Origin of the sequence: Amycolatopsis sp. WAC 04182 (assembly GCF_003947465.1) — a bacterium.
Classification (GTDB): Bacteria; Actinomycetota; Actinomycetes; order Mycobacteriales; family Pseudonocardiaceae; genus Amycolatopsis.
This window is the reverse complement of the sequence record NZ_QHJJ01000009.1, coordinates 356575-375401: the sequence shown is the minus strand read 5'-3', so window position 1 is coordinate 375401 and position 18827 is coordinate 356575. Positions and strand designations below refer to the sequence as shown.

The 18827-nt window shown below is 68.7% G+C and carries 19 protein-coding genes; 11 read left to right on the top strand and 8 right to left on the bottom strand.

Going from position 1 to position 18827, the window contains the following annotated elements; translation table 11 throughout:
* Positions 1–144 precede the first annotated feature (144 nt).
* Positions 145–735, top strand: a complete 591-nt coding sequence (locus DMH01_RS39225) for a TetR/AcrR family transcriptional regulator (RefSeq protein WP_125683987.1) — start codon at positions 145–147, stop codon at positions 733–735.
* 47 nt (positions 736–782) lie between these two features.
* Here DMH01_RS39225 and DMH01_RS39220 read toward each other — a convergent pair whose 3' ends face one another.
* Positions 783–1745, bottom strand: a complete 963-nt coding sequence (locus DMH01_RS39220) for an endonuclease domain-containing protein (RefSeq protein ID WP_233621850.1) — start codon at positions 1743–1745, stop codon at positions 783–785.
* A 184-nt stretch (positions 1746–1929) separates the two neighbouring features.
* Between DMH01_RS39220 and DMH01_RS39215 the strand changes: the two genes are divergently transcribed.
* Genes DMH01_RS39215 through DMH01_RS39195 form a run of 5 tightly spaced genes read left to right on the top strand, consistent with a single transcriptional unit; the run spans position 1930 to position 6707 of the window.
* On the top strand, positions 1930–2769 hold the full coding sequence (locus DMH01_RS39215) for an ABC transporter ATP-binding protein (RefSeq protein ID WP_125683985.1): 840 nt from the start codon (positions 1930–1932) through the stop codon (positions 2767–2769).
* Positions 2766–3578 (top strand): ABC transporter permease, encoded by an 813-nt coding sequence (locus tag DMH01_RS39210; RefSeq protein WP_125683983.1) that lies wholly within the window; start codon positions 2766–2768, stop codon positions 3576–3578. Before DMH01_RS39215 ends, DMH01_RS39210 begins: the two co-directional genes overlap by 4 nt.
* Positions 3575–4729: a sensor histidine kinase gene (locus tag DMH01_RS39205; RefSeq protein WP_125683981.1), complete on the top strand. Its 1155-nt coding sequence runs from the start codon at positions 3575–3577 to the stop codon at positions 4727–4729. Before DMH01_RS39210 ends, DMH01_RS39205 begins: the two co-directional genes overlap by 4 nt.
* Positions 4726–5346 (top strand): response regulator transcription factor, encoded by a 621-nt coding sequence (locus tag DMH01_RS39200; RefSeq protein ID WP_125683979.1) that lies wholly within the window; start codon positions 4726–4728, stop codon positions 5344–5346. The genes DMH01_RS39205 and DMH01_RS39200 overlap by 4 nt, the downstream gene beginning before the upstream one ends.
* A gap of 14 nt (positions 5347–5360) precedes the next feature.
* Entirely contained in the window at positions 5361–6707 is a 1347-nt protein-coding gene (locus DMH01_RS39195; RefSeq protein WP_125683977.1) for a serine hydrolase, read from the top strand.
* On the opposite strand, the gene DMH01_RS39190 is transcribed toward DMH01_RS39195, so the two are convergent.
* Together DMH01_RS39190 and DMH01_RS39185 are read right to left on the bottom strand one after the other, a co-directional pair.
* On the bottom strand, positions 6704–7213 hold the full coding sequence (locus DMH01_RS39190; protein ID WP_125683975.1) for a hypothetical protein: 510 nt from the start codon (positions 7211–7213) through the stop codon (positions 6704–6706). The genes DMH01_RS39195 and DMH01_RS39190 overlap by 4 nt on opposite strands.
* The gene (locus DMH01_RS39185; protein ID WP_125683973.1) at positions 7213–7530 is read right to left on the bottom strand and encodes a hypothetical protein; all 318 of its coding nucleotides are present in this window, start codon (positions 7528–7530) and stop codon (positions 7213–7215) included. Before DMH01_RS39185 ends, DMH01_RS39190 begins: the two co-directional genes overlap by 1 nt.
* Positions 7531–7645: 115 nt before the next feature.
* Between DMH01_RS39185 and serC the strand changes: the two genes are divergently transcribed.
* Positions 7646–8773: a phosphoserine transaminase gene (serC, locus tag DMH01_RS39180; protein WP_125683971.1), complete on the top strand. Its 1128-nt coding sequence runs from the start codon at positions 7646–7648 to the stop codon at positions 8771–8773.
* Here serC and DMH01_RS39175 read toward each other — a convergent pair.
* The 5 genes from DMH01_RS39175 to DMH01_RS39155 all read right to left on the bottom strand — a co-directional run bounded on the left by DMH01_RS39175 (position 8770) and on the right by DMH01_RS39155 (position 13610).
* The gene (locus tag DMH01_RS39175) at positions 8770–9972 is read right to left on the bottom strand and encodes a glycosyltransferase 87 family protein (protein WP_125683969.1); all 1203 of its coding nucleotides are present in this window, start codon (positions 9970–9972) and stop codon (positions 8770–8772) included. The genes serC and DMH01_RS39175 overlap by 4 nt on opposite strands.
* Positions 9973–10064: 92 nt before the next feature.
* Entirely contained in the window at positions 10065–11285 is a 1221-nt protein-coding gene (locus DMH01_RS39170; RefSeq protein WP_125683967.1) for an ABC transporter permease, read from the bottom strand.
* On the bottom strand, positions 11282–11968 hold the full coding sequence (locus DMH01_RS39165) for an ABC transporter ATP-binding protein (RefSeq protein WP_034308470.1): 687 nt from the start codon (positions 11966–11968) through the stop codon (positions 11282–11284). The genes DMH01_RS39170 and DMH01_RS39165 overlap by 4 nt, the downstream gene beginning before the upstream one ends.
* Positions 11965–13065: a peptidoglycan-binding protein gene (locus tag DMH01_RS39160; RefSeq protein ID WP_125683965.1), complete on the bottom strand. Its 1101-nt coding sequence runs from the start codon at positions 13063–13065 to the stop codon at positions 11965–11967. The genes DMH01_RS39165 and DMH01_RS39160 overlap by 4 nt, the downstream gene beginning before the upstream one ends.
* The gene (locus DMH01_RS39155; RefSeq protein WP_125683963.1) at positions 13062–13610 is read right to left on the bottom strand and encodes a hypothetical protein; all 549 of its coding nucleotides are present in this window, start codon (positions 13608–13610) and stop codon (positions 13062–13064) included. The genes DMH01_RS39160 and DMH01_RS39155 overlap by 4 nt, the downstream gene beginning before the upstream one ends.
* 230 nt (positions 13611–13840) lie before the next feature.
* Between DMH01_RS39155 and DMH01_RS39150 the strand changes: the two genes are divergently transcribed.
* The 4 genes from DMH01_RS39150 to sepH all read left to right on the top strand — a co-directional run bounded on the left by DMH01_RS39150 (position 13841) and on the right by sepH (position 18820).
* Positions 13841–15643 carry an alpha-L-fucosidase gene (locus DMH01_RS39150; RefSeq protein ID WP_125683961.1) on the top strand — a complete coding sequence of 601 codons (1803 nt, stop codon included), beginning with the start codon at positions 13841–13843 and terminating at the stop codon, positions 15641–15643.
* A gap of 318 nt (positions 15644–15961) precedes the next feature.
* Positions 15962–16621: a response regulator transcription factor gene (locus DMH01_RS39145; RefSeq protein ID WP_125683959.1), complete on the top strand. Its 660-nt coding sequence runs from the start codon at positions 15962–15964 to the stop codon at positions 16619–16621.
* The gene (locus DMH01_RS39140) at positions 16618–17784 is read left to right on the top strand and encodes an ATP-binding protein (RefSeq protein WP_125683957.1); all 1167 of its coding nucleotides are present in this window, start codon (positions 16618–16620) and stop codon (positions 17782–17784) included. The genes DMH01_RS39145 and DMH01_RS39140 overlap by 4 nt, the downstream gene beginning before the upstream one ends.
* Positions 17785–17974: 190 nt before the next feature.
* The gene (gene sepH / locus DMH01_RS39135) at positions 17975–18820 is read left to right on the top strand and encodes a septation protein SepH (protein WP_125683955.1); all 846 of its coding nucleotides are present in this window, start codon (positions 17975–17977) and stop codon (positions 18818–18820) included.
* Positions 18821–18827 lie beyond the last annotated feature (7 nt).

Sequence of the window (18827 nt, the reverse complement as noted above, 5' to 3'; positions counted from 1 at the left end):
TGGGCAAGGCGGCCCGCTGCCAGTCGCCCCGACGACGTGTTGCGAAAGCCACTTTCGCAACGTTGAAGGTTGCGAAAGTGGCTTTCGCAACGCTGGCCCGGGGTTACGACGGGCAAATCGGCCGACGGAGAGGAGGATGCGTCCGTGCCGAAGATCGTGGACCGCGCCGAACGCCGCCGAGAGATCGCCGGCGCCCTCCTGCGCATCGTCGCGCGCGAAGGCGTCGAGGCCGTGAGCGTGCGCTCGGTCGCCGTCGAAGCCGGAGTGTCCGCAGGCGCGGTTCAGAAGTACTTCTCCACCAAGGAAGATCTGTTCCGCTTCGCCCTCGACATGACCAGCGAGTTCCTGGAGCAGCGCTGGCAGACCCTCGATCAGTCCGGAAACTTGCTGGACCTGCTGCTGCGGTTACTCGTCGAGGCGATGCCGCTCGACGAGCAGCGCCGCGCCGAGGTGATCGTCATCAACGCCTTTACCGCACGCGCCGCTGTCCGGCCGTCATGGGCCGAGTTCATCCGCACCGGCTACGACGAACTCGCGGAGATCACGGCCCAGTACCTCTCGAAAGCGCAGTCGGCGGGCCATGTCCGCGACGACCTCCCGGCGTCCGACCTCGCCGACGCCGTCCTCGCCCTTTCCGACGGCTTCGCGAACCGGATGCTCACCTCGGCTGACCCGGCCGCCCTTCTGCCTTCTCTCGAAACCTCCGTACGCACGCTCCTGACTCCCCGCATTTAGTCCTCTGAATGCGGTAGTTGGCCATACGAACGACCGCATTCAGAGGACTAAACGCGGGAGTTGATGGCCGCCTGCACCCTGTGCACCATCGCCCGCGGGGTCGCATAGAGCTCGTCCTTGGTGATGACGACGAACGTCCAGCCCTCAGCCTCGATCATCGCTCGCCGACGGGCGTCCAGACGCGGCTGATCGCCTTCCAGGTGCCAGGCCCCGTCGTACTCGACAGCGACTTTGGCCTCGCGGATCGCGAGGTCGAGGCGCCCCAGGAACCGGGTTCCGCGGTAGACCTCGACTTGAGGCTCCGCCTCGATCTTGTGGAGTCCCAACCACACCCTGACCTCCGATTCCGGAATGGACTCGGCGCGCTCGTCCGAGAACGCCAAGGCCTGTCGGGCACGGACGATCCCGTTGTCGCGTCGGTGTGCCAGGTATGCCTTGAGCATCTCGCCATCGACGAAGCCGGCGCGGAGCAGCATGTCCAGCATGCCGACGACACGAGGTAGCGAACGACGAAGGCGGGTGTCGGTCAAAATATCCATCGTCATGCGCAGAGGTGTCGCGATGAGGCCGTCCCGCCACGGCTCGAAGTCGTGGCCGAGGAGCCTGGTCCGGCGGAGATGTGTTCCACGGAGGCTGTGAAAACCCTTCTCCTCGGGCACCGCGAACTCGACCGGATCGTTTTCGAGCGAGAACGCGAATCCACGGACCGTCGCGGCCGAGCATCCGGTCAGCACCGCGCCGTCGGGTACGACGAGGATCGCGGCCTTGCACCGCAGCACGTGATCGTGAGGGATGCCCATCGGGGCATAGACATCCTGGAAGAGCCGGTTGTACGGCCCCGAGCGGAGTTGCGCGCGGGTCAAGTCTCCTTCGCTGACGGCACGGCTGCCCACGAAGGGACCGGAGAACTCGCATGTCGTCGCGTGACGATTACTGGGCACGGATCGAACGATGACATCTGCTTCCGGCACACCCGCGACTTCAAGATCATCTTCCGCCGAGTTGTCCACAACCGCCCGAGCCTGTGCAAGACCCGCATTTAGTCCTCTGAATGCGGTAGTTGGCCATACGAACGACCGCATTCAGAGGACTAAAGGCGGGAGGGGTGACACCGGTGTCCATCGATCGGTTGACAGCCGGGTTCAGTCCAGCGGACGTCCCGCACACCCCGCCCCGCACAGCACGATCGAAAGCATGAAAACGGCAGTGAGGGTGCGCGGTCTGCGCAAGGAGTACCCGGGCCACACGGCCGTCGGGGGGATCGACCTCGACATCGAGCAGGGCGAGGTGTTCGCGCTCCTCGGCCCCAACGGGGCGGGCAAGACGACGACGGTCGAGATCCTGGAGGGGCACCGCGAGCGGACGTCGGGCGAGGTCGACGTGCTCGGTGAGGATCCCGGCACGGCGGGCCGGGCTTGGCGGGCGCGGCTGGGGATCGTGTTGCAGACGGCCAACGACGCCGCCGAGCTCACCATCGCCGAGACGGTCCGGCATTTCGCCCGCTACTACCCGGATCCCCGTGACACCGATGAAGTGATCGAGAAGGTCGGCCTGACCGAGAAGGCGGGCGCCCGCGTCAAAAGCCTTTCGGGCGGGCAACGGCGGCGCGTGGACGTCGCGCTCGGGATCATCGGGCGGCCCGAGCTGGTGTTCCTCGACGAGCCCACGACGGGGTTCGATCCGGCGGCCCGCCGCCAGTTCTGGGAGCTGATCAGGAGTCTCGCCCGCGAAGGCACCACGATCCTGCTCACCACCCACTATCTCGACGAGGCCGAGGCGCTGGCCGACCGCGTCGCGGTCATCACTCGCGGGGAGATCGTCGCCGAAGGAACGCCGCAGACGCTCGGCGGCCGCGCGACCGCGGAGGCCACCGTCCGCTGGACCGACGAGCACGGCGGCCATCAGGAGCGCACCCACTTCCCGGCCAAGCTGATCCGCGAGCTCTCCGCCGACGGCCGCGAGCCGTCGGAGCTGACCGTCCATCGCCCCACGCTCGAAGAGACCTACCTCGATCTGATCGGAGAAGCCCGATGAGCACGCCGACCCTCCCGGGCACCTTCTCGCTCGGCCTCGTCCGGGGCGCCGCGGAGATCAAACAGTTCTTCCGCATCCGGGAGCAGGTGATCTTCACCTTCGCGTTCCCGTCGCTGCTGATGATCCTGCTCGGCTCGATGCTGAACTCGTCGATGCCCGGCATGGCGATCACCACCGGTCAAGTACTGGCCGCGGGCATGATCGGCTCCGGCATCGTCTCGACGTCCTTCACCAGCATCGGGATCAACCTCGCGTCCGATCGCGAACTCGGCGCGCTGAAACGGTTGCGCGGCACGCCGATGCCCGCGGCGTCCTACTTCGTCGGCAAGATCATCCTGGTCGGCTTCACCAGCATCGCGCAGGTGGTGCTGATGTCGATCGTGGGCAGCCTGCTGTTCGATCTGGAACTGCCGACCGAACCGGCGAAACTGCTGACCGCGCTGTGGGTCTTCCTCCTCGGCATCACCGGCTGCACGTTGCTGGGCATCGCGCTCGGCTCCGTCACCAGGACGGTCAGCGGCGCGGTCGCGGTGACCAACCTGATCTACATCGCGCTGCAGTTCATCTCCGGGGTGTTCGTCACGCCGATCACCGCGCTGCCGAAGGTTATGGTCGACATCGCTTCGTTCTTCCCGGTGAAGTGGATCTGCCAGGGCTTCCGCTCGGTGTTCCTGCCGGCCGAAGCCGCGACACAGGAGATGGCGGGGACATGGGAACTTCCGATGGTGGCGCTGGTGCTGACGGCGTGGTGCGCCGCGGGGCTGCTGCTGGCGAAGCTGACGTTCCGCTGGTCGAACGAGGGCAGGTGAACGCCTGGGAGCGGTTCTACTGGCTCTGGGAAGTCCTCTTCGGGGTCACCTTCGTCGCGACGACGGCCTTGGTACTCCTCGAAGACGGGGCGACGACGGCCAAAACGGTCGCGCTCCTGTGCCTGACAGGGCTCGGCGTGACCTACCTGGCACGAGGACGCCGCCTCATCAAGGGTCCGGATTACGACCACACGCCATGGTTGTTCGCCGGGATGATGATGCTCTTCACGCTGGGAGCCATCTTCGCCGCCGGCACCTCCAGCTTCGTCCTCTTCCTGGTCTGTCCCGTGCTGTACATGACGATGCCGACGAAGGCCGCGTCGATCCTCACCACGGTGGCGGTGCTGTCGAGCCCGGCCTCCCTGCTCGTCCGGGGCGGGCTCGACGAGCAGCCGGTCCTGCTGCCGATGACGGCGATCCTGATCATCTTCAGCCTCCTCGCCGGCCGCTACACCACCCAGATCATCCAGCAGAGCAAGAGCAGGGCCGCGTTGATCGACCAGCTGAAAGCCAGTCAGGCGGAGGTTTCCCGGCTCTCGCGGGAGGCGGGGACGGCCGCCGAACGCGAGCGCATGGCCCGCGAGATCCACGACACGCTCGCGCAGGGGTTCACCAGCATCGTCACGCTCACCCAGGCGATCGAGTCCGAAATGGACACCGACCCGAAAGCGGCGAGGCGCCACCTGGTACTGGCGGCGAGGACGGCGCGGGAGAACCTGGCGGAAGCGCGGGCGATGGTCGCGGCGCAGGGGCCGTCGGCGCTCGCCGACGGTTCACTGGAAGAAGCGGTGCGCCGTCAGGCGGAACGGCTGACCGAGGAGACCGGTATCGAGACTTCGATCGACGTCGACGGCCCGCTGCCCGCGCTCCCGATGGCCACCGAGGTCGTCCTGCTGCGAGGAGCACAGGAGGCACTGAGCAACATCCGCAAGCATTCCCGCGCCACCACGGTCTCCCTGCGTCTGTCCGTTGTGGACGGACACGTCCGCCTCGCCGTGACCGACGACGGCACCGGATTCGATCCCGCCACGCCCACGGGCGGCTTCGGCCTGGCGGGGATGCGGACGCGCACCGATCAGGTCGGTGGCATCGTGACACTCAAGAGCGAACCCGGTGCGGGGACGACGCTGGAACTGGAGGTGCCCGCGTGATCACGATCATGCTGGTCGACGATCACCCCGTGGTGCGGGAAGGCCTGCGCGGCATGCTGGAGGCCGAGCCGGACCTGAGCGTCGTCGGGGAAGCGGGTTCCGGCGACGAGGCCGTCGCGCTGAGCCGGGTCAAGCAACCGGACGTGATCCTGATGGACCTTCGGATGCCCGGTCTCGACGGCGTCGGCGCGACGCGGAAGATCCTCGCCGACCGGCCGGGCCAGCGGGTCGTCGTGCTCACCACCTACGAGACGGACGCGGACATCCTGCGCGCGGTCGAAGCTGGCGCCTCCGGTTACCTGTTGAAGGACGCTTCGCGCGCGGAGCTGGCCGGGGCGATCCGAGCGGCGTCACGCGGCGAGACCGTCTTGGCGCCTTCGGTGGCCGGGAAACTGGTGAACCGGGTGCGCAACCCGACGACTTCACCGTTGTCGGCGCGCGAGATCGAAGTACTCCGGCTGGTGGCGCGGGGAAGCACGAACGCCGACATCGGCCGGGCGCTCCACATCAGCGAGGCGACGGTCAAGACCCATCTGCTGCGCACGTTCGGCAAACTGGACGTTTCGGACCGCACGGCCGCTGTGACCACCGCTATGCGACTGGGCCTGCTCGGGTAGGCAGAATGCGTCCCATGCTTGCCTCGACCGAATTGGCGCTGCTACGCCGCCTCGCGCACGAGCAATCCTCGTGCCGCGCCCCGTCCATCGTCGCCGCCGTCGTCCGCGACGGGGAACTCGCCTGGTCCGGAGGGCGCGGACGCGTCGACGGCGAGACGCCGGGCGCCGACACGCAGTACCGGCTCGGCTCGATCACCAAAACACTCGTCGCGACGGCCGTCATGCGGCTGCGCGACGAAGGCAAGCTCGACCTCAACGACCCGCTGGAGCGGCACCTGCCGGGCACCGCGTTCGGCTCGGCCACCATCGCGCAGCTGCTGTCGCACACCTCCGGCCTGACAGCGGAATCGCCCGGTTCCTGGTGGGAGCGCACGGTCGGCGCCGACTGGGACGCGCTCGTCGAGAGTCTCGAAGACGGCGCGACGCGGCTGCGGCCGGGCAGCAAGTTCCACTACAGCAACGTCGGCTACGGCGTACTCGGCGAGCTGGTCGCCCGGCACCGTGGGCAGTCCTGGCTCGACGTCGTCCGCGCCGAGATCCTCGGCCCGCTCGGCATGACCCGGACGTCGCCGCATCCCGAAGGCGCGCACGCGAGCGGGTTCGCCGTGCACCCCTTCGCCGATCTCCTCATGCCGGAGCCGTCGCCGGACGCGGGCGCGATGGCCCCCGCCGGACAGCTGTGGTCGACGATCACCGATCTCGCGCGCTGGACGTCGTTCCTCGGCGGCCACACCGGCGGCGTGCTCAGCGAGCAGACCGTCGCGGAGATGCGCGAAATGGTCACCGTGGACGACGGCGACGCCTGGACCACCGGGTTCGGCCTCGGCGTCATGCTGGTCCGCACGGAGGGCAGGCGGCTGGCCGGGCACACCGGGTCGATGCCGGGATTCCTCGCCTGTTCGCTGGTCGACGCGAACGCCGGCATCGGCGCGCTGGTGCTGACGAACTCGACGGCGGGTGTCGGCATCACCCAGCTCTGCCTCGACCTGATGAAGCTGACCGAACAGCACGAGCCGTCCATGCCACCGGAATGGCAACCGTCCACTGTGGACCCGAAGCTGCTGGAGCTGACGGGGTTGTGGCACTGGGGCCCGACGCCGTACCACCTGCGGCTGCTCCCGGGCGGCCTGTTCTCCCTCGCGCCGACCGACGGCCCCGGCCGCGCGTCACGGTTCGCGCCGGTGGGCGAGGACACCTGGGTCGGGCTCGACGCCTACTACGCGGGCGAAACGCTGCGGGTCGGACGGGACTCGGCGGGCAAGCCGAACCACCTCGACCTCGCGACGTTCATCTTCTCGCGGACCCCGTTCGACCCGGCCGCGCCCATCCCCGGCGGCGTCGACCCCGACGGCTGGCGCTAACGGAAGCGGAAGGCGGCGGTCGTGAATTCGCGGCCGCCGTCGGCGCAGACCAGGACATCGCCGTAGCCGGCGTCGCCGATGACCCACATCCGGCGAGGACCGCGCAGGGACTCGGCGAGTTCGCCTGGACAGTCGTCGATGACGAACTTCGCCGGGTCCCCATCGAGAACGGCCCACCCGCGCGCGGTGTCCGCGTCCGGCTCCAGTGTGGCGGTGACCCGCATCCACGGCCCGAGCACGACGTCGAGGACACGTTCACGACGGCGAATCGTGTACCGCAGCGCCGCCCACCACTGGCCGATCCTCGGGGAAGAGCTCTCCCCCGGGAGGTCTCCGTGGACCCAGCGCGGCAGGCCGGGGACGAACACCAGCACGAGCGTCGCCACAAAGCCGACGGTCGCGCCGATGGTGAACGTGTCGTCCCACTCGCGGAAGACCCAGTGAAGGACGAAGACGAGGAAGTACAGGAACAGGAAACCCCATCTGGGTCTCCACGGGTCGGACATCAAACGGCCGGGGTGTGCCCGACCGCGGCGCCGACGGCCGCGATGAAGTTGCGGGCGATGCGCTTGCCCTCGCCCCAGTCGACGAAGCCGAACTTGAGGCTCGTCTGGATCGCCAGCCCGGAACCCTCCGTCGTCCGCTCGACCTTCACCGTGACCGTCTGTCCGTAGCTGAAGAAGCCCAGCTTCGTCGAGAAGGTGACGTAGCCCGCTGCCGCGTCGTAGTACGGGTTCTGCCCCTTGACCGCGGTGACCCCGTTGGGGAGGGCCTGCCACATCGCCTCGGGGGGAACGGGGAAACGTTCGTGCACTGTCGCCATGAGGCGAGAAGCTACCCGGCGGTCGGCGCCAGTGGGAGCCGGTCCGCGGATCCCACATGCCGGACACGCCGCACCGACTTTCAGCAGGCCCGTCCCGACCTGAGAGACTGGCCTCATGACCGACGCACCTGAGTTGACCCTCCCCGCGGACCTGAAGCCTGCCGATGGCCGCTTCGGCTGCGGACCGTCCAAGGTCCGTGACGAGCAGCTCGCCAACCTGGCGAAATCCGGTGCCACCTACCTCGGCACCTCGCACCGCCAGAAGCCGGTGAAGTCCCTCGTCGGCCGCGTGCGTGCGGGTCTGTCCGAATTGTTCTCCCTGCCCGAAGGCTACGAAGTGGTCCTCGGCAACGGCGGGACGACCGCATTCTGGGACGCCGCCGCGTTCGGTCTCGTGCGGGAACGTGCGCAGCACTTCACCTACGGCGAGTTCTCCTCGAAGTTCGCCACGGTGACCAAGGGCGCCCCGTTCCTCGCCGACCCGATCGTCGTCAAGGCCGACCCGGGCAGCGCGCCCGAGATCGCCTACGAAGCCGGCGCCGACCTGGTCGGCTGGGCGCACAACGAGACCTCGACCGGTGTCGCGGTGCCGGTCCGCCGCCCCGAAGGCAGTGAAGGCGCCCTCGTCGCCATCGATGCCACCTCCGGCGCGGGCGGCCTGCCGGTCAAGGCCGAGGACTTCGACGTCTACTACTTCGCGCCTCAGAAGTCCTTCGCCTCCGACGGCGGCCTCTGGATCGCGCTGGCTTCGCCTGCCGCGGTCGAGCGCATCGGCGAGATCGGCGCGAGCGACCGCTGGATCCCCGAGTTCCTGTCGCTGACCACCGCGCTGGACAACTCCCGCAAGGACCAGACCTACAACACCCCGGCGGTGTCGACGCTGTTCCTGCTGGCCGACCAGATCGAGTGGATGAACTCGAACGGCGGTCTCGAGTGGACCACCTCGCGCACGCGCGACTCGTCGACCCGGCTGTACGAATGGGCCGAGAAGACCAGCTACACGACGCCGTTCGTCAGCGACCCGTCGCTGCGGTCGCAGGTCGTCGGCACCATCGACTTCGCCGACGAGGTGGACGCCTCGGCGGTCGCGAAGGTGCTGCGCGCCAACGGGATCGTCGACACCGAGCCGTACCGGAAGCTGGGCCGCAACCAGCTGCGCGTCGGCCTGTTCCCGGCCATCGACCCGGACGACATCACGAAGCTGACCCAGAGCATCGAGTACGTCGTCGAGCGCCTGGGCTAGGACTCTTTTCGCGCGTGAAGGCCCCCTTCCCTCGGCTGAGCCGAGGGAAGGGGGCCTTCACGCGCATTCAGGGCGAAATAGAGCAGCAGCACAAGGCCGTACAGCACGAAGGATTCCGTCGCCAGCCACCAGCCGAAGCTCCCGGCCGGCCGCGGCGCGAGCCACATCGGCGCGATGACGAACAGCGCCACCGTCACGGCCGCGAGGGCGTAGGAAAGGACCGATCGGGTCCAGATCAGCAGCGCGAGGATCGGCACGCACCAGACCCAGTGGTGCGTCCAGGACACCGGCGACACCAGCAGCCCGCCGATCGCGCACGCCGTCAGCGCGAACACCGGCTCCGCGACGCGCACGATCACGAACGCGGTCAGCGCGACCACGGCGACCGAGGCCAGCACCCAGACGATGTCCTCCGCCGAGCCGAGCCCGAACCGCGCGAGCATCCCGCGCAGCGACTGGTTGCCGACGTATCCGCGATCGCCGATCCGGCCGGTGTCGAAGAGGATGTTCGTCCAGAACTTCGCGGACGCCCCCGGCGCGACCAGGAACATCAGCGCGCCCGCCCCGGCGAATCCGGCCACGACCCGGGCCGCGGAGCGGAAGTCCTTGCGGAACAAGAAGAACAGGATGAAGAAGGCCGGGGTCAGTTTGATCGCCGCGGCGACGCCGATCAAGAGCCCCTTCGTGCGGGCACGACCGGGCAGGAGCGCGTCGAGGACGACGATCAGCATCAGCAGCGTGTTGACCTGGCCGAAGCCGAGCGTCGAGCGGACCGGCTCCATGATGCCACCGACGGCCTGTGCCCCGATCGCCGCCAGGACGGCGATGGCGCGGCCGCGGACGTTCGCACGGTCGGTGAGCGAGCCGTTGAGCGTCGCCACGAAGACGTAGACGACGATGCCGCCCGCGATGATCGACGCGAGCCCGACCAGTCTCGTGGCCAGCGCGGCGGACAGCAGCGTGCCGGGCAAGAACACCGCGGCTGCGAACGGCGTGTAGGTGAAGGGCAGCCAGCCCCCGTGCGTCTGCACCCACGCGCCGTACGGGTCACCCGAGTCGACGAGCAGCCGCGCGCCGCCGATGTAGACCTCGAGGTCCTGGCCGTCGAACACCTTGAGGGTGAACAGCACGCCGACCACGACGACTTCGAGCGCGATCAACGCCCCCGCGAGTTTCCGCCCCGACAATCCCACCAGCACCTGGCGAGATTACCCACCGCTATCCCGCATCCAGTCCTCTGGATGCGGTAGTCGGCACTACGAACCACCGCATCCAGAGGACGAAACGCGAGCTAGGCGAGGGCTTGGGTGGGCGGGAGCCGGGCCGCGCGCATCGCCGGGTAGGCACCGGCGACGGCACCGACCAGAGCCGAGATCCCGACCCCGCCGAGCAGGGCGCCGACGGGCAGCACCGCCGGCCAGCCCTGGCTGAGCGCGTACCCCGCCGTCACCAGCACGCCGACCAGGACCCCGGCGATCCCGCCGAGCCCGGACAACAGCACCGACTCGGCCAGGAACTGGCCTCTCACCTGCCGTTTCGTCGCGCCGAGCGCGCGGCGCAGGCCGATCTCCCGGCGCCGCTCCAGCACCGAGATCACCATCGTGTTGGCCACCCCGACGCCACCGACCAGCAACGCCACCCCGCCGAGCCCGAGGAACAGCGCGCTGTAGGTGTCCTCCGTCAGCTTCTGCGCCTCCAACGCCTCCGACGGACGGCGCACTTCGACCTCGTTCGGCGCCTCCGGGTTCATCGTCTGCGCGAGCACCGAACGCACGTTCTCGACCTGCGCGTCCTTCGCCCGCACGTACACGGTGGTCGGATGCCCCTCGAAGTCGAGGAGCCGCTTGGCGGCGTCCCAGCCGACCAGCGCCGAACGCTCGATCTCGGGCGCCAGCGGCGTCGGCCCGAGGATGCCGCCCACGGTGAACCACTTCCCGTCGATGAACACCTGCGGTGGCTTGGCCGGGTCGATGTGGTCGATCCCGAGCCGCGCGGCCGCGACCGACCCCAGCACGACGACCGGGTAGTCGCGAGTGGCGTCACGGAGGAACTGCCCGTCGCGGACGGCACCGCCGATGACGTCGAGAAGGTCCGGGGTCGCCGCGTAGACACCGAGGCCGGACGTCTCGTCCTTGTCGATCTTGTCCGTGCGCCGTACGGACGCGCCGGTGGTCCCGGTCGCGGACGCCGCCGTCACCGGGGCGATCCGCTTCGCCATCGGCACCGCGCTGTCCGGCAGGGTCGCGTCGCCGCCGAACATCGTCTTCCCCGGCCCCGCGGTGAGCAGGTTGGTGCCGAGCGCGGCCAGCTGGTCCTGCAACGCCTTCGCGCCCGACGCCGGGATCGCGAGCACCGCCACCATCGCGGCGATCCCGATCCCGATGCCGAGCGCGGACAGCACCGCCCGCATCGGCCGCGTCCGCATCCCGTGCGCGCCGAGGTTCAGCACGTCACGCGGGCCGAGCCTGGCCGGATTAGGCGTCGGCGTCTTGTCGGTGACGGGTGCGCTCACACCAGCACCCCCGTCCCGGTGTCGAGCCGGATCCGGCCGTCCCGCAGCTCGATCCGCCGCGGGATACCCGCCGCGATCTCCCGGTCGTGCGTGATGATCACGACCGTCGTCCCCTGCGAACTCAGCGTGGCCAGCAGATTGAGGATCGCCGCTCCGTTGCCCGTGTCGAGGTTCCCGGTCGGTTCGTCGGCCAGCAGGATCGACGGCGAGTTGACGACCGCCCGCGCGATCGCCACCCGCTGCCGTTCCCCGCCGGAGAGCTCGTTCGGGAAGTGGCCCGCCCGATGCGCGAGACCCACCCGGTCGAGCGCCGCCAGTGCGCGCTCATGCCGTTTGCGCCGCGGCACCCCCGCGTACAGCAGCCCCGTCGCGACGTTGTCGACCGCGCTCACCCCTTCGCTGAGGAAGAACTGCTGGAACACGAACCCGATCCACCGCGATCGCAACGCGGAAAGCTTGCGGTCGGGCAGTTTCGCCACGTCGTGCCCGCGCAGTTCGATGACGCCGCTGGTCGGCCGGTCGAGCGTGCCCATCAGCTGCAGCAGCGTCGACTTGCCGGAGCCGGACGGGCCGACGATGGCGACCATCTCCCTGTCCTCAATGGACAGTGAAACCTCGTGCAGTGCCCGCACCCCGCCGGGATAGGTGCGCGAGGCGCCGCGCACGTCCAGCACCGGGGTCATGAGGTCGTCACCACCCGCATCCCGGCGGCGAGGCCGGTACCGCTGATTTCGACGCGACCGCCAGAGAACAAACCGGTCTTCACCGCGATGAGGCGCCGATTCCCGCCTTCGTCGACCTCGACGGCGTATCCGCCCTCGGCGAGCGCGAGCAGCGCCCCGACGGGAACCGCCAACACTCCACTGTGGACTTCCTTGGTGAAGCGCACCGAGACGGGCGTCGAATCGAGCGACCCCGCCGCGGCCGGATCGTCCAGCTTGATCTTCACCTTGATCTTCGGCTTGCCGTCGTCCTGCCCGGCGCCGTCCTTGCCGGTTTCCGCGACCTTGCCGACCTCGGTGATCACGCCGGTCGTGTTCTTGCCGCCGGTGATGTCGACCCCGACCTTGTCCCCTTCCTTCGCGATGGCCTGTTTGGCGGCGTCGAGCTTGACCTCGACGAGGCGCTCGGTGCCGGTGTACTTCAGGAGTTCGCCGCCGCCGGGGCCGCCGAGCTGCGCGGCGACCTGCGAAACCCGGATCTCGCCGGGCGCGAGGACGACGTCGCCCTGTCCGAACGCACCGGTCTGCTCCAGGCCCAGCGACTTCTGCCACTTCTTGAGCGCGGCGGCGGTGGCGGAGGTGAACTTCTTGTCCGGGGTGCCGAAACCGCCGAAACCGAGCGCCTTCAGGTTCTCTTCCAGCTGCTTGACGTCCGGGCCGTCCGCGGCCCCGTCCGCGAGGTCACGGAAGAACGGCAGTGTGCCGTAGAACAGCGGCACCGGTTTGGCATCGACGCCGTACACGGTCTTCCCCCGGGTGTACACCGCGCCCGTGTCCGGCAGGGCGGTGACGGTGCCCTGTTTCCGGCCGGCGAGGGCGTTTTCCGCGCCGTAGCCCAGAGTTCCGTTCGCCTCTTCCTCCTCCTGCAGGTCGGTCTTCTCGACCTTCGCGGTCTCCACCGGTGGTGGCGCCTGCCCGACCTGCTGGGCCTCCGACGTGACCCTGGTCAGCACGACCACGGACATCGTCCCGACCACGACGACGAGGACCGCCGCGATGATGAACCAGCGCGCCCGGCGCGAACGCCGTGCGCCGCCGGGTCCTTCGTGTTCGCTCATTTCGCCGGGGCCGCCCTCATGCTCATGCCGAGACCGCAGGCCTTCGCCGCTTCTTCGAACTTCTTGGGATCACCCGCGTCCATCGTCATGGCGGCGCCCTTGCCGCTGGGATCGGGATCCGGGAAGTCGATGCCGTGCTCGCGCATGCACTTGGCTTCCTTGCGCATCTTGTCGAGCTCTTCCGGCGTGGGCGGCTTGATCTCGCCACCGTTCGGCAGCAGCTTCCGGCACGCGTCGCTCGCGGCCTTCATCTTGTTCTCGTCGGGCCTGCCTTCGCCCGCCTCGATGGAGATCGTGCCCTGCCCGTCGCCGTTGGTCTGGGGATCCGGCATGTCGATGCCGTGCTCGCGCATGCACTTCGCGAAGTTGCGCATCTTGTCCTCGTCGGACACGTTGTCGGCCTGCTTCCCGTCACCGGCGGCGCCGGAAGCCGGCGGCGACGAGATCGAGGCGACCTTGTCGCCGCCGTCCCCGCCACCGCCACAGCCGGCCACCAGCGCAAGGACCGCTCCGGCGATCAGTACCGCCATCGGTCGTTTCCGCATCGCTGCTCCTTCGGTCGTCTTGGCGCACCGATTTCTACGGAGCTGGCGATTCCGGCGCGGTAAGCGAAGTCGCTTATGCCGCGCTTACCGTCCCAGTCAGCGGAACAGAGATCCGATCTATCTGCCGTCTTTACGAGTGAACTAGGTCCCTGGAGAGACTTTCAGGGGTTCACATCCGACCTCTGGCTTCTTAGAGTCCCCGACGTCCACACCTCAGCGAGGAGGAGTGCATGAATCGCCGCAAGCCACTCCGGGCCCTGGCGGCCCTCGTCATCGCGACCACCGCACTGGGCGTCGTGCCCGCCGCGGAAGCCGCGCCACTCCCGTCCGACCACGCTTACGACGACCCGTTCACCGCCGAGCGCACGCGCTGGTGGCGCGACGACCGCTTCGGCCAGTTCATCCACTTCGGCGCGTACTCCCAGCTCCAAGGGAAGTACACCCGTCCCGACGGAACCGTTTGCCAGGACGCCGAGTGGATCCAGCGGAACTGCCAGATCCCGCGCGCCGAATACGAACAGATCGCCGCGAAGTTCGACCCCGCCGGGTTCGACGCGAACGCCATCGCGCAGTCGGCGAAGGACGCCGGGCAGAAGTACGTGGTGATCACGTCGAAACACCACGAGGGCTACGCGATGTGGCCGACGAAGGTCAACAACTTCAACCTCCGTGACCACTCGGCGTTCGACAAGAAGCGCGACATCCTCGCCGAACTGAAACGCGCGACGGCCGCGCGCGACGTCAAACTCGGCTTCTATTACTCGATCTGGGACTGGCACGACCCGGACTTCCCCGATCCCGCGACGTTCCCGAAGTACAAGGAGCGGATGTACGCCCAGCTCAAGGAACTCGTCGACAACTACCACCCGGCGGTGTTGTGGTTCGACGGCGAATGGAGCACCGACCGGCCCAACAACCCGTGGACGGAAAGGGACGGCGAGGAGCTGGAGGCCTACGTCCGCAGCCTCGATCCGTCCATTGTGGTCAACAACCGCGTCGGCAAACGGCGGGTGGTCGACGGCGACACGGGAACGCCGGAACAGGAGATCCCGGACAAACCGGTCGACGGGCAGCTGTGGGAGTCGTGCATGACCCTCAACGGCAGCTGGGGATACACCGATTGGGACCACAACTGGAAATCCTCGGCGGATCTGACCAGGAAACTACTCTCGATCGCCGGCCGCAGCGGCAACTTCCTGCTCAACGTCGGACCCGACCGCAACGGCCGCGTGCCACAGGAATCCATCGACCGGCTGAAGCAGATGGGCCAGTGGCTGCGAACGAACGGCCACTCCGCGGCCGTCTACGGCGCGGGCGCGCCGGGACTGGTCGCCGAACCGGGCTGGGGCGTCGTCAGCCGTCGCGGTGACAAGCTCTACGCGTCGGTGTTCGACTGGCCCGCTTCAGGCGGCTCGCTGACGCTTGACGCGTTGGCACCTTTCCGGGTTCGCGACGCGCGGGTGCTCGGCAGCCGTCAGCGCGTACGGGTCGAGCAGACACCCGGAAGCGTGAAGCTCACGCCGTCGGGCGGCCGGACGAACGACGTCGCGACCGTCATCGAACTGAGCGTCGATCCGCTGTCGCAGGCACCCGCCGGCCGCGGGCCGGGGCTGACCGCCGAGTACTGGCCGAACGCGGACTTCACCGGGACACCGTCGGTGCGGCGGGTCGAGCCGGGCGTGAACCACAACTGGAAGTTCACCGGCTCGCCGGACGCGAAGATCCCGGCGGAGACCTTCTCGTCGCGCTGGACCGGCCGGGTCACCGCGCGGGACACCGGGAAGTACACGTTCACCACGGTTTCGGACGACACCGTGCGGCTGTGGGTCGACGGGAAACTCCTGATCGACAACACCGTCCCGCACGGCCCGAGTGTCGACAAAGCGACACTTGACCTGGCTGCGGGGCGGTCGTACGCGATCCGGCTCGACCACACCGAACGAGGCGGTGAGGCGTCGATGAAGCTGCTGTGGTCCAGCCCGAACACCCCTCAGCAGGTGATTCCGGCGCGGCAACTGCACCCGGCAGACTGAAGGCGACCTGACACCGCTCGACTGTCCATAGTGGGCACTTCGCGATTCACGAGGGGGTCGTGAGTGATAAAGGTCGTTAGAACGCTCCTTATCACTCACGACCCCCATCGAAAACCGCGCAACCCTTGATCAACCGGACATTTCTCCCCCTTGCGGACACCGGCCCGGACGGCCGCCACCGAAGGGGACTTTCGCCGCATCTCACGCGGCGAAGGGCGCTTTCCTCGCATCACATGCGGGGAAAGTCCCCTTCAGCCCACCCGGTCGGCTGAGCCGCGCTTATCCCGCGCTTACCCCCTCCCGAGGCAGACTGGCCAGGTGAGAGTGCTGGTGGTGGAAGACGAGCGGCTCCTGGCGGACACGATCGCCGAGGGCCTGCGACGGTTCTCCATGGCCGTCGACGTCTGCTACGACGGCGGCCAGGCCCTGGACCGGGTGGGGGTGCACGGCTACGACGTCGTCGTGCTCGACAGGGACCTTCCCGTCGTGCACGGCGACGCGGTGTGCGCCGCGGTGATGAAGACCGGCGGCGAGGCGCGGGTCCTCATGCTGACGGCCGCGGCCGACGTCAACGACCGGGTCGCCGGGCTGGGCCTCGGCGCCGACGACTACCTGACGAAGCCGTTCGCGTTCGCCGAGCTCGTCGCGCGGGTGCAGGCGCTGTCGCGGCGCGCACGGCCGGCGCTGCCGCCGGTGCTTGAGCGCGGCGGCGTGGTCCTCGACCTGCCTCGGCACCAGGCGTCGCGCGACGGCCGGTTCCTTCCCCTGTCCCCCAAGGAGTTCGCGGTACTGGAGGTGCTCATGCGCGCCGAAGGGACCGTGGTCAGCGCGGAAGACCTGCTGGAGAAGGCGTGGGACGAACACGCCGACCCGTTCACGAACGCCGTCCGAGTGGCGATGATGACGTTGCGGCGCAAACTCGGCGAGCCGCCGCTGATCGAGACCGTGCCCGGCGCCGGTTACCGGTTCGGGTCGTGAAACCGCTCCGGATCTCCGTCCGCACCAAGCTGACGGCGCTCTACGGTGGCGCGTTCCTGCTCGTCGGACTCGCTTTGCTGATCGTCAACTACCTGCTGGTGAGTTCGACGCTGCCGGATACGGCGGCGTTCGCGAACGGAGCGACCGCGGGGGCGCAGTTCCAGATGGCCCAGCCGTATCCGGTGGACACGACGATGAACCTTCCCGTGGAGCGCGCTCAGGCCACGCAACTGGTGGCGACCTCGATCACCGAATACCGCTCGGACGTCCTTTCGACCCTGCTGTGGCAATCGCTGGTGGCGCTGGCGATCGCCGGCGGGCTCGCGGTGCTGCTCGGCTGGCTGATGGCGAGCCGGGTACTGCGGCCGTTGCACGCGATCACCTCCACCGCGCGGAAACTCGAGGTGGAAAACCTCGATCGGCGCATCGACCTCGACGGTCCCGACGATGAGCTCAAGGAACTCGCGGACACCTTCGACGGCATGCTCGACCGGCTCGCCGTGTCGTTCGACAGCCAGAAACGCTTCGTCGCCAACGCCTCCCACGAACTGCGGACCCCGCTCGCGGTGCAGCGCACGCTGGTCGAGGTGGCGATGGCCGATCCCGACGCGAGCCCCGAGGTCCGGAAACTCGGCGAACACCTGATCTACACCAACGAACGCAGCGAACGGATGATCGAGGGCCTGCTCGTGCTCGCCCGCAGTGACCGCGGCCTGGCGGCGCGCGGGCCCGTCCGGCTGGACGAGGTCGCGGCGACGGTGATCCGGTCGGCGTCGGCCATGGCCGAAGACGCGGGGGTCACGGTGGAGTCGCGGCTGCGGCCGCGGACGGTGTCCGGCGACCCCGTGCTGCTGGAGCGGCTGGTCACGAACCTGGTGCACAACGCCATCACCTACAACCACCTGGGCGGCTGGGTCCACGTCGACATCGGCGTCGATCCGGCGCTGGTGGTGCGCAACACCGGCCCGCAGGTGCCGCTGGACGCCGTGCCCGCGCTGTTCGAACCGTTCCGGCGGCTGTCGGGCGACCGCACCGGCGACTCGCGCAACGCGGGCCTCGGGCTGTCGATCGTCCGGTCCATCGCGAAGGCGCACGGCGGGACCGCGGGCGCTGAACCCGGCGGCCGCGGCGGCGGACTGGTCGTCCGGGTGCGCCTGCCGTAGATTCCCCCGATCGTGACTGTGCGTGTCCGGCGCGTCACGCGGCGAGCCGCTCGTCGCTCGCGCAGAATTCCCCTTGCCGTCATGAACAAAATAGTGAGCAGGACACATGACATCGGCGCGCCTCACACGTCAAGGCGACGCGCCGTTTTAACGTGGACACCCACAATGGTGAAGAATCGGGGAGGCGAGAATGCGAGCGCTACGGGTGGTCGGGCTGCACGAGGACGGTAAGTCCATCGTGTGTGAAGACCCGGCGAGCCGCACGCGCTTCCTGCTCCCCGCGGATGAGAGGCTGCGAGCGGCGGCGAGGGGTGACATCACCCGCCTCGGCCAGATCGAAATCGAGTTGGAGAGCCAAATGCGGCCACGCGAGATCCAGGCACGAATCCGGGCCGGTGAGTCCGTGGAGCAGGTCGCGAGCAGCGCCGGCGTCACCGTGCAGCGCGTCGAGCGGTTCGCGTACCCCGTCCTGCTCGAACGATCTCGCACCGCCGAACTGGCCCAGCGGGCGCATCCGGTCCGCGAAGACGGCCCCGACGTCCAGACGCTCGGCGAGGTCGTGGCGCACTCCTTCGGGCAGCGCGGCCACGACTACAGCCAGGCGACCTGGGACTCCTGGCGAGGCGACGACGGCAAGTGGGTCGTCGTGCTGAGCTGGAAGGCGGGCCGCTCGGACAACCGCGCGCACTGGTCGTTCGCGCCCGGCGCGCACGGCGGCACCGTGCAAGCCCTCGACGAGAACGCCGAAGTCCTGCTCAACCCCAACGCCTACCGCGCCCCGCGCACGGTCCGGGCGCTGGACCCCGGCAAGGAACCGGCCGTCCAGCCCACCCTCGATTCGGCCCCCGAAGAGCCGGTCGCGAAGGTGATCGACGCGCCGATCGCGGAACCCGAAGAAGAGACCGAGCCTCCACTTCCGGCTGACGAGCCGGAGGAAGTGGCCGAACCCGCTCCACGGGCGAAGGGGAAGAAGAACCACCCCATCGTTCCATCCTGGGAAGACGTCCTTCTGGGCGTCCGATCACAACGAGGTTGAATCCGCA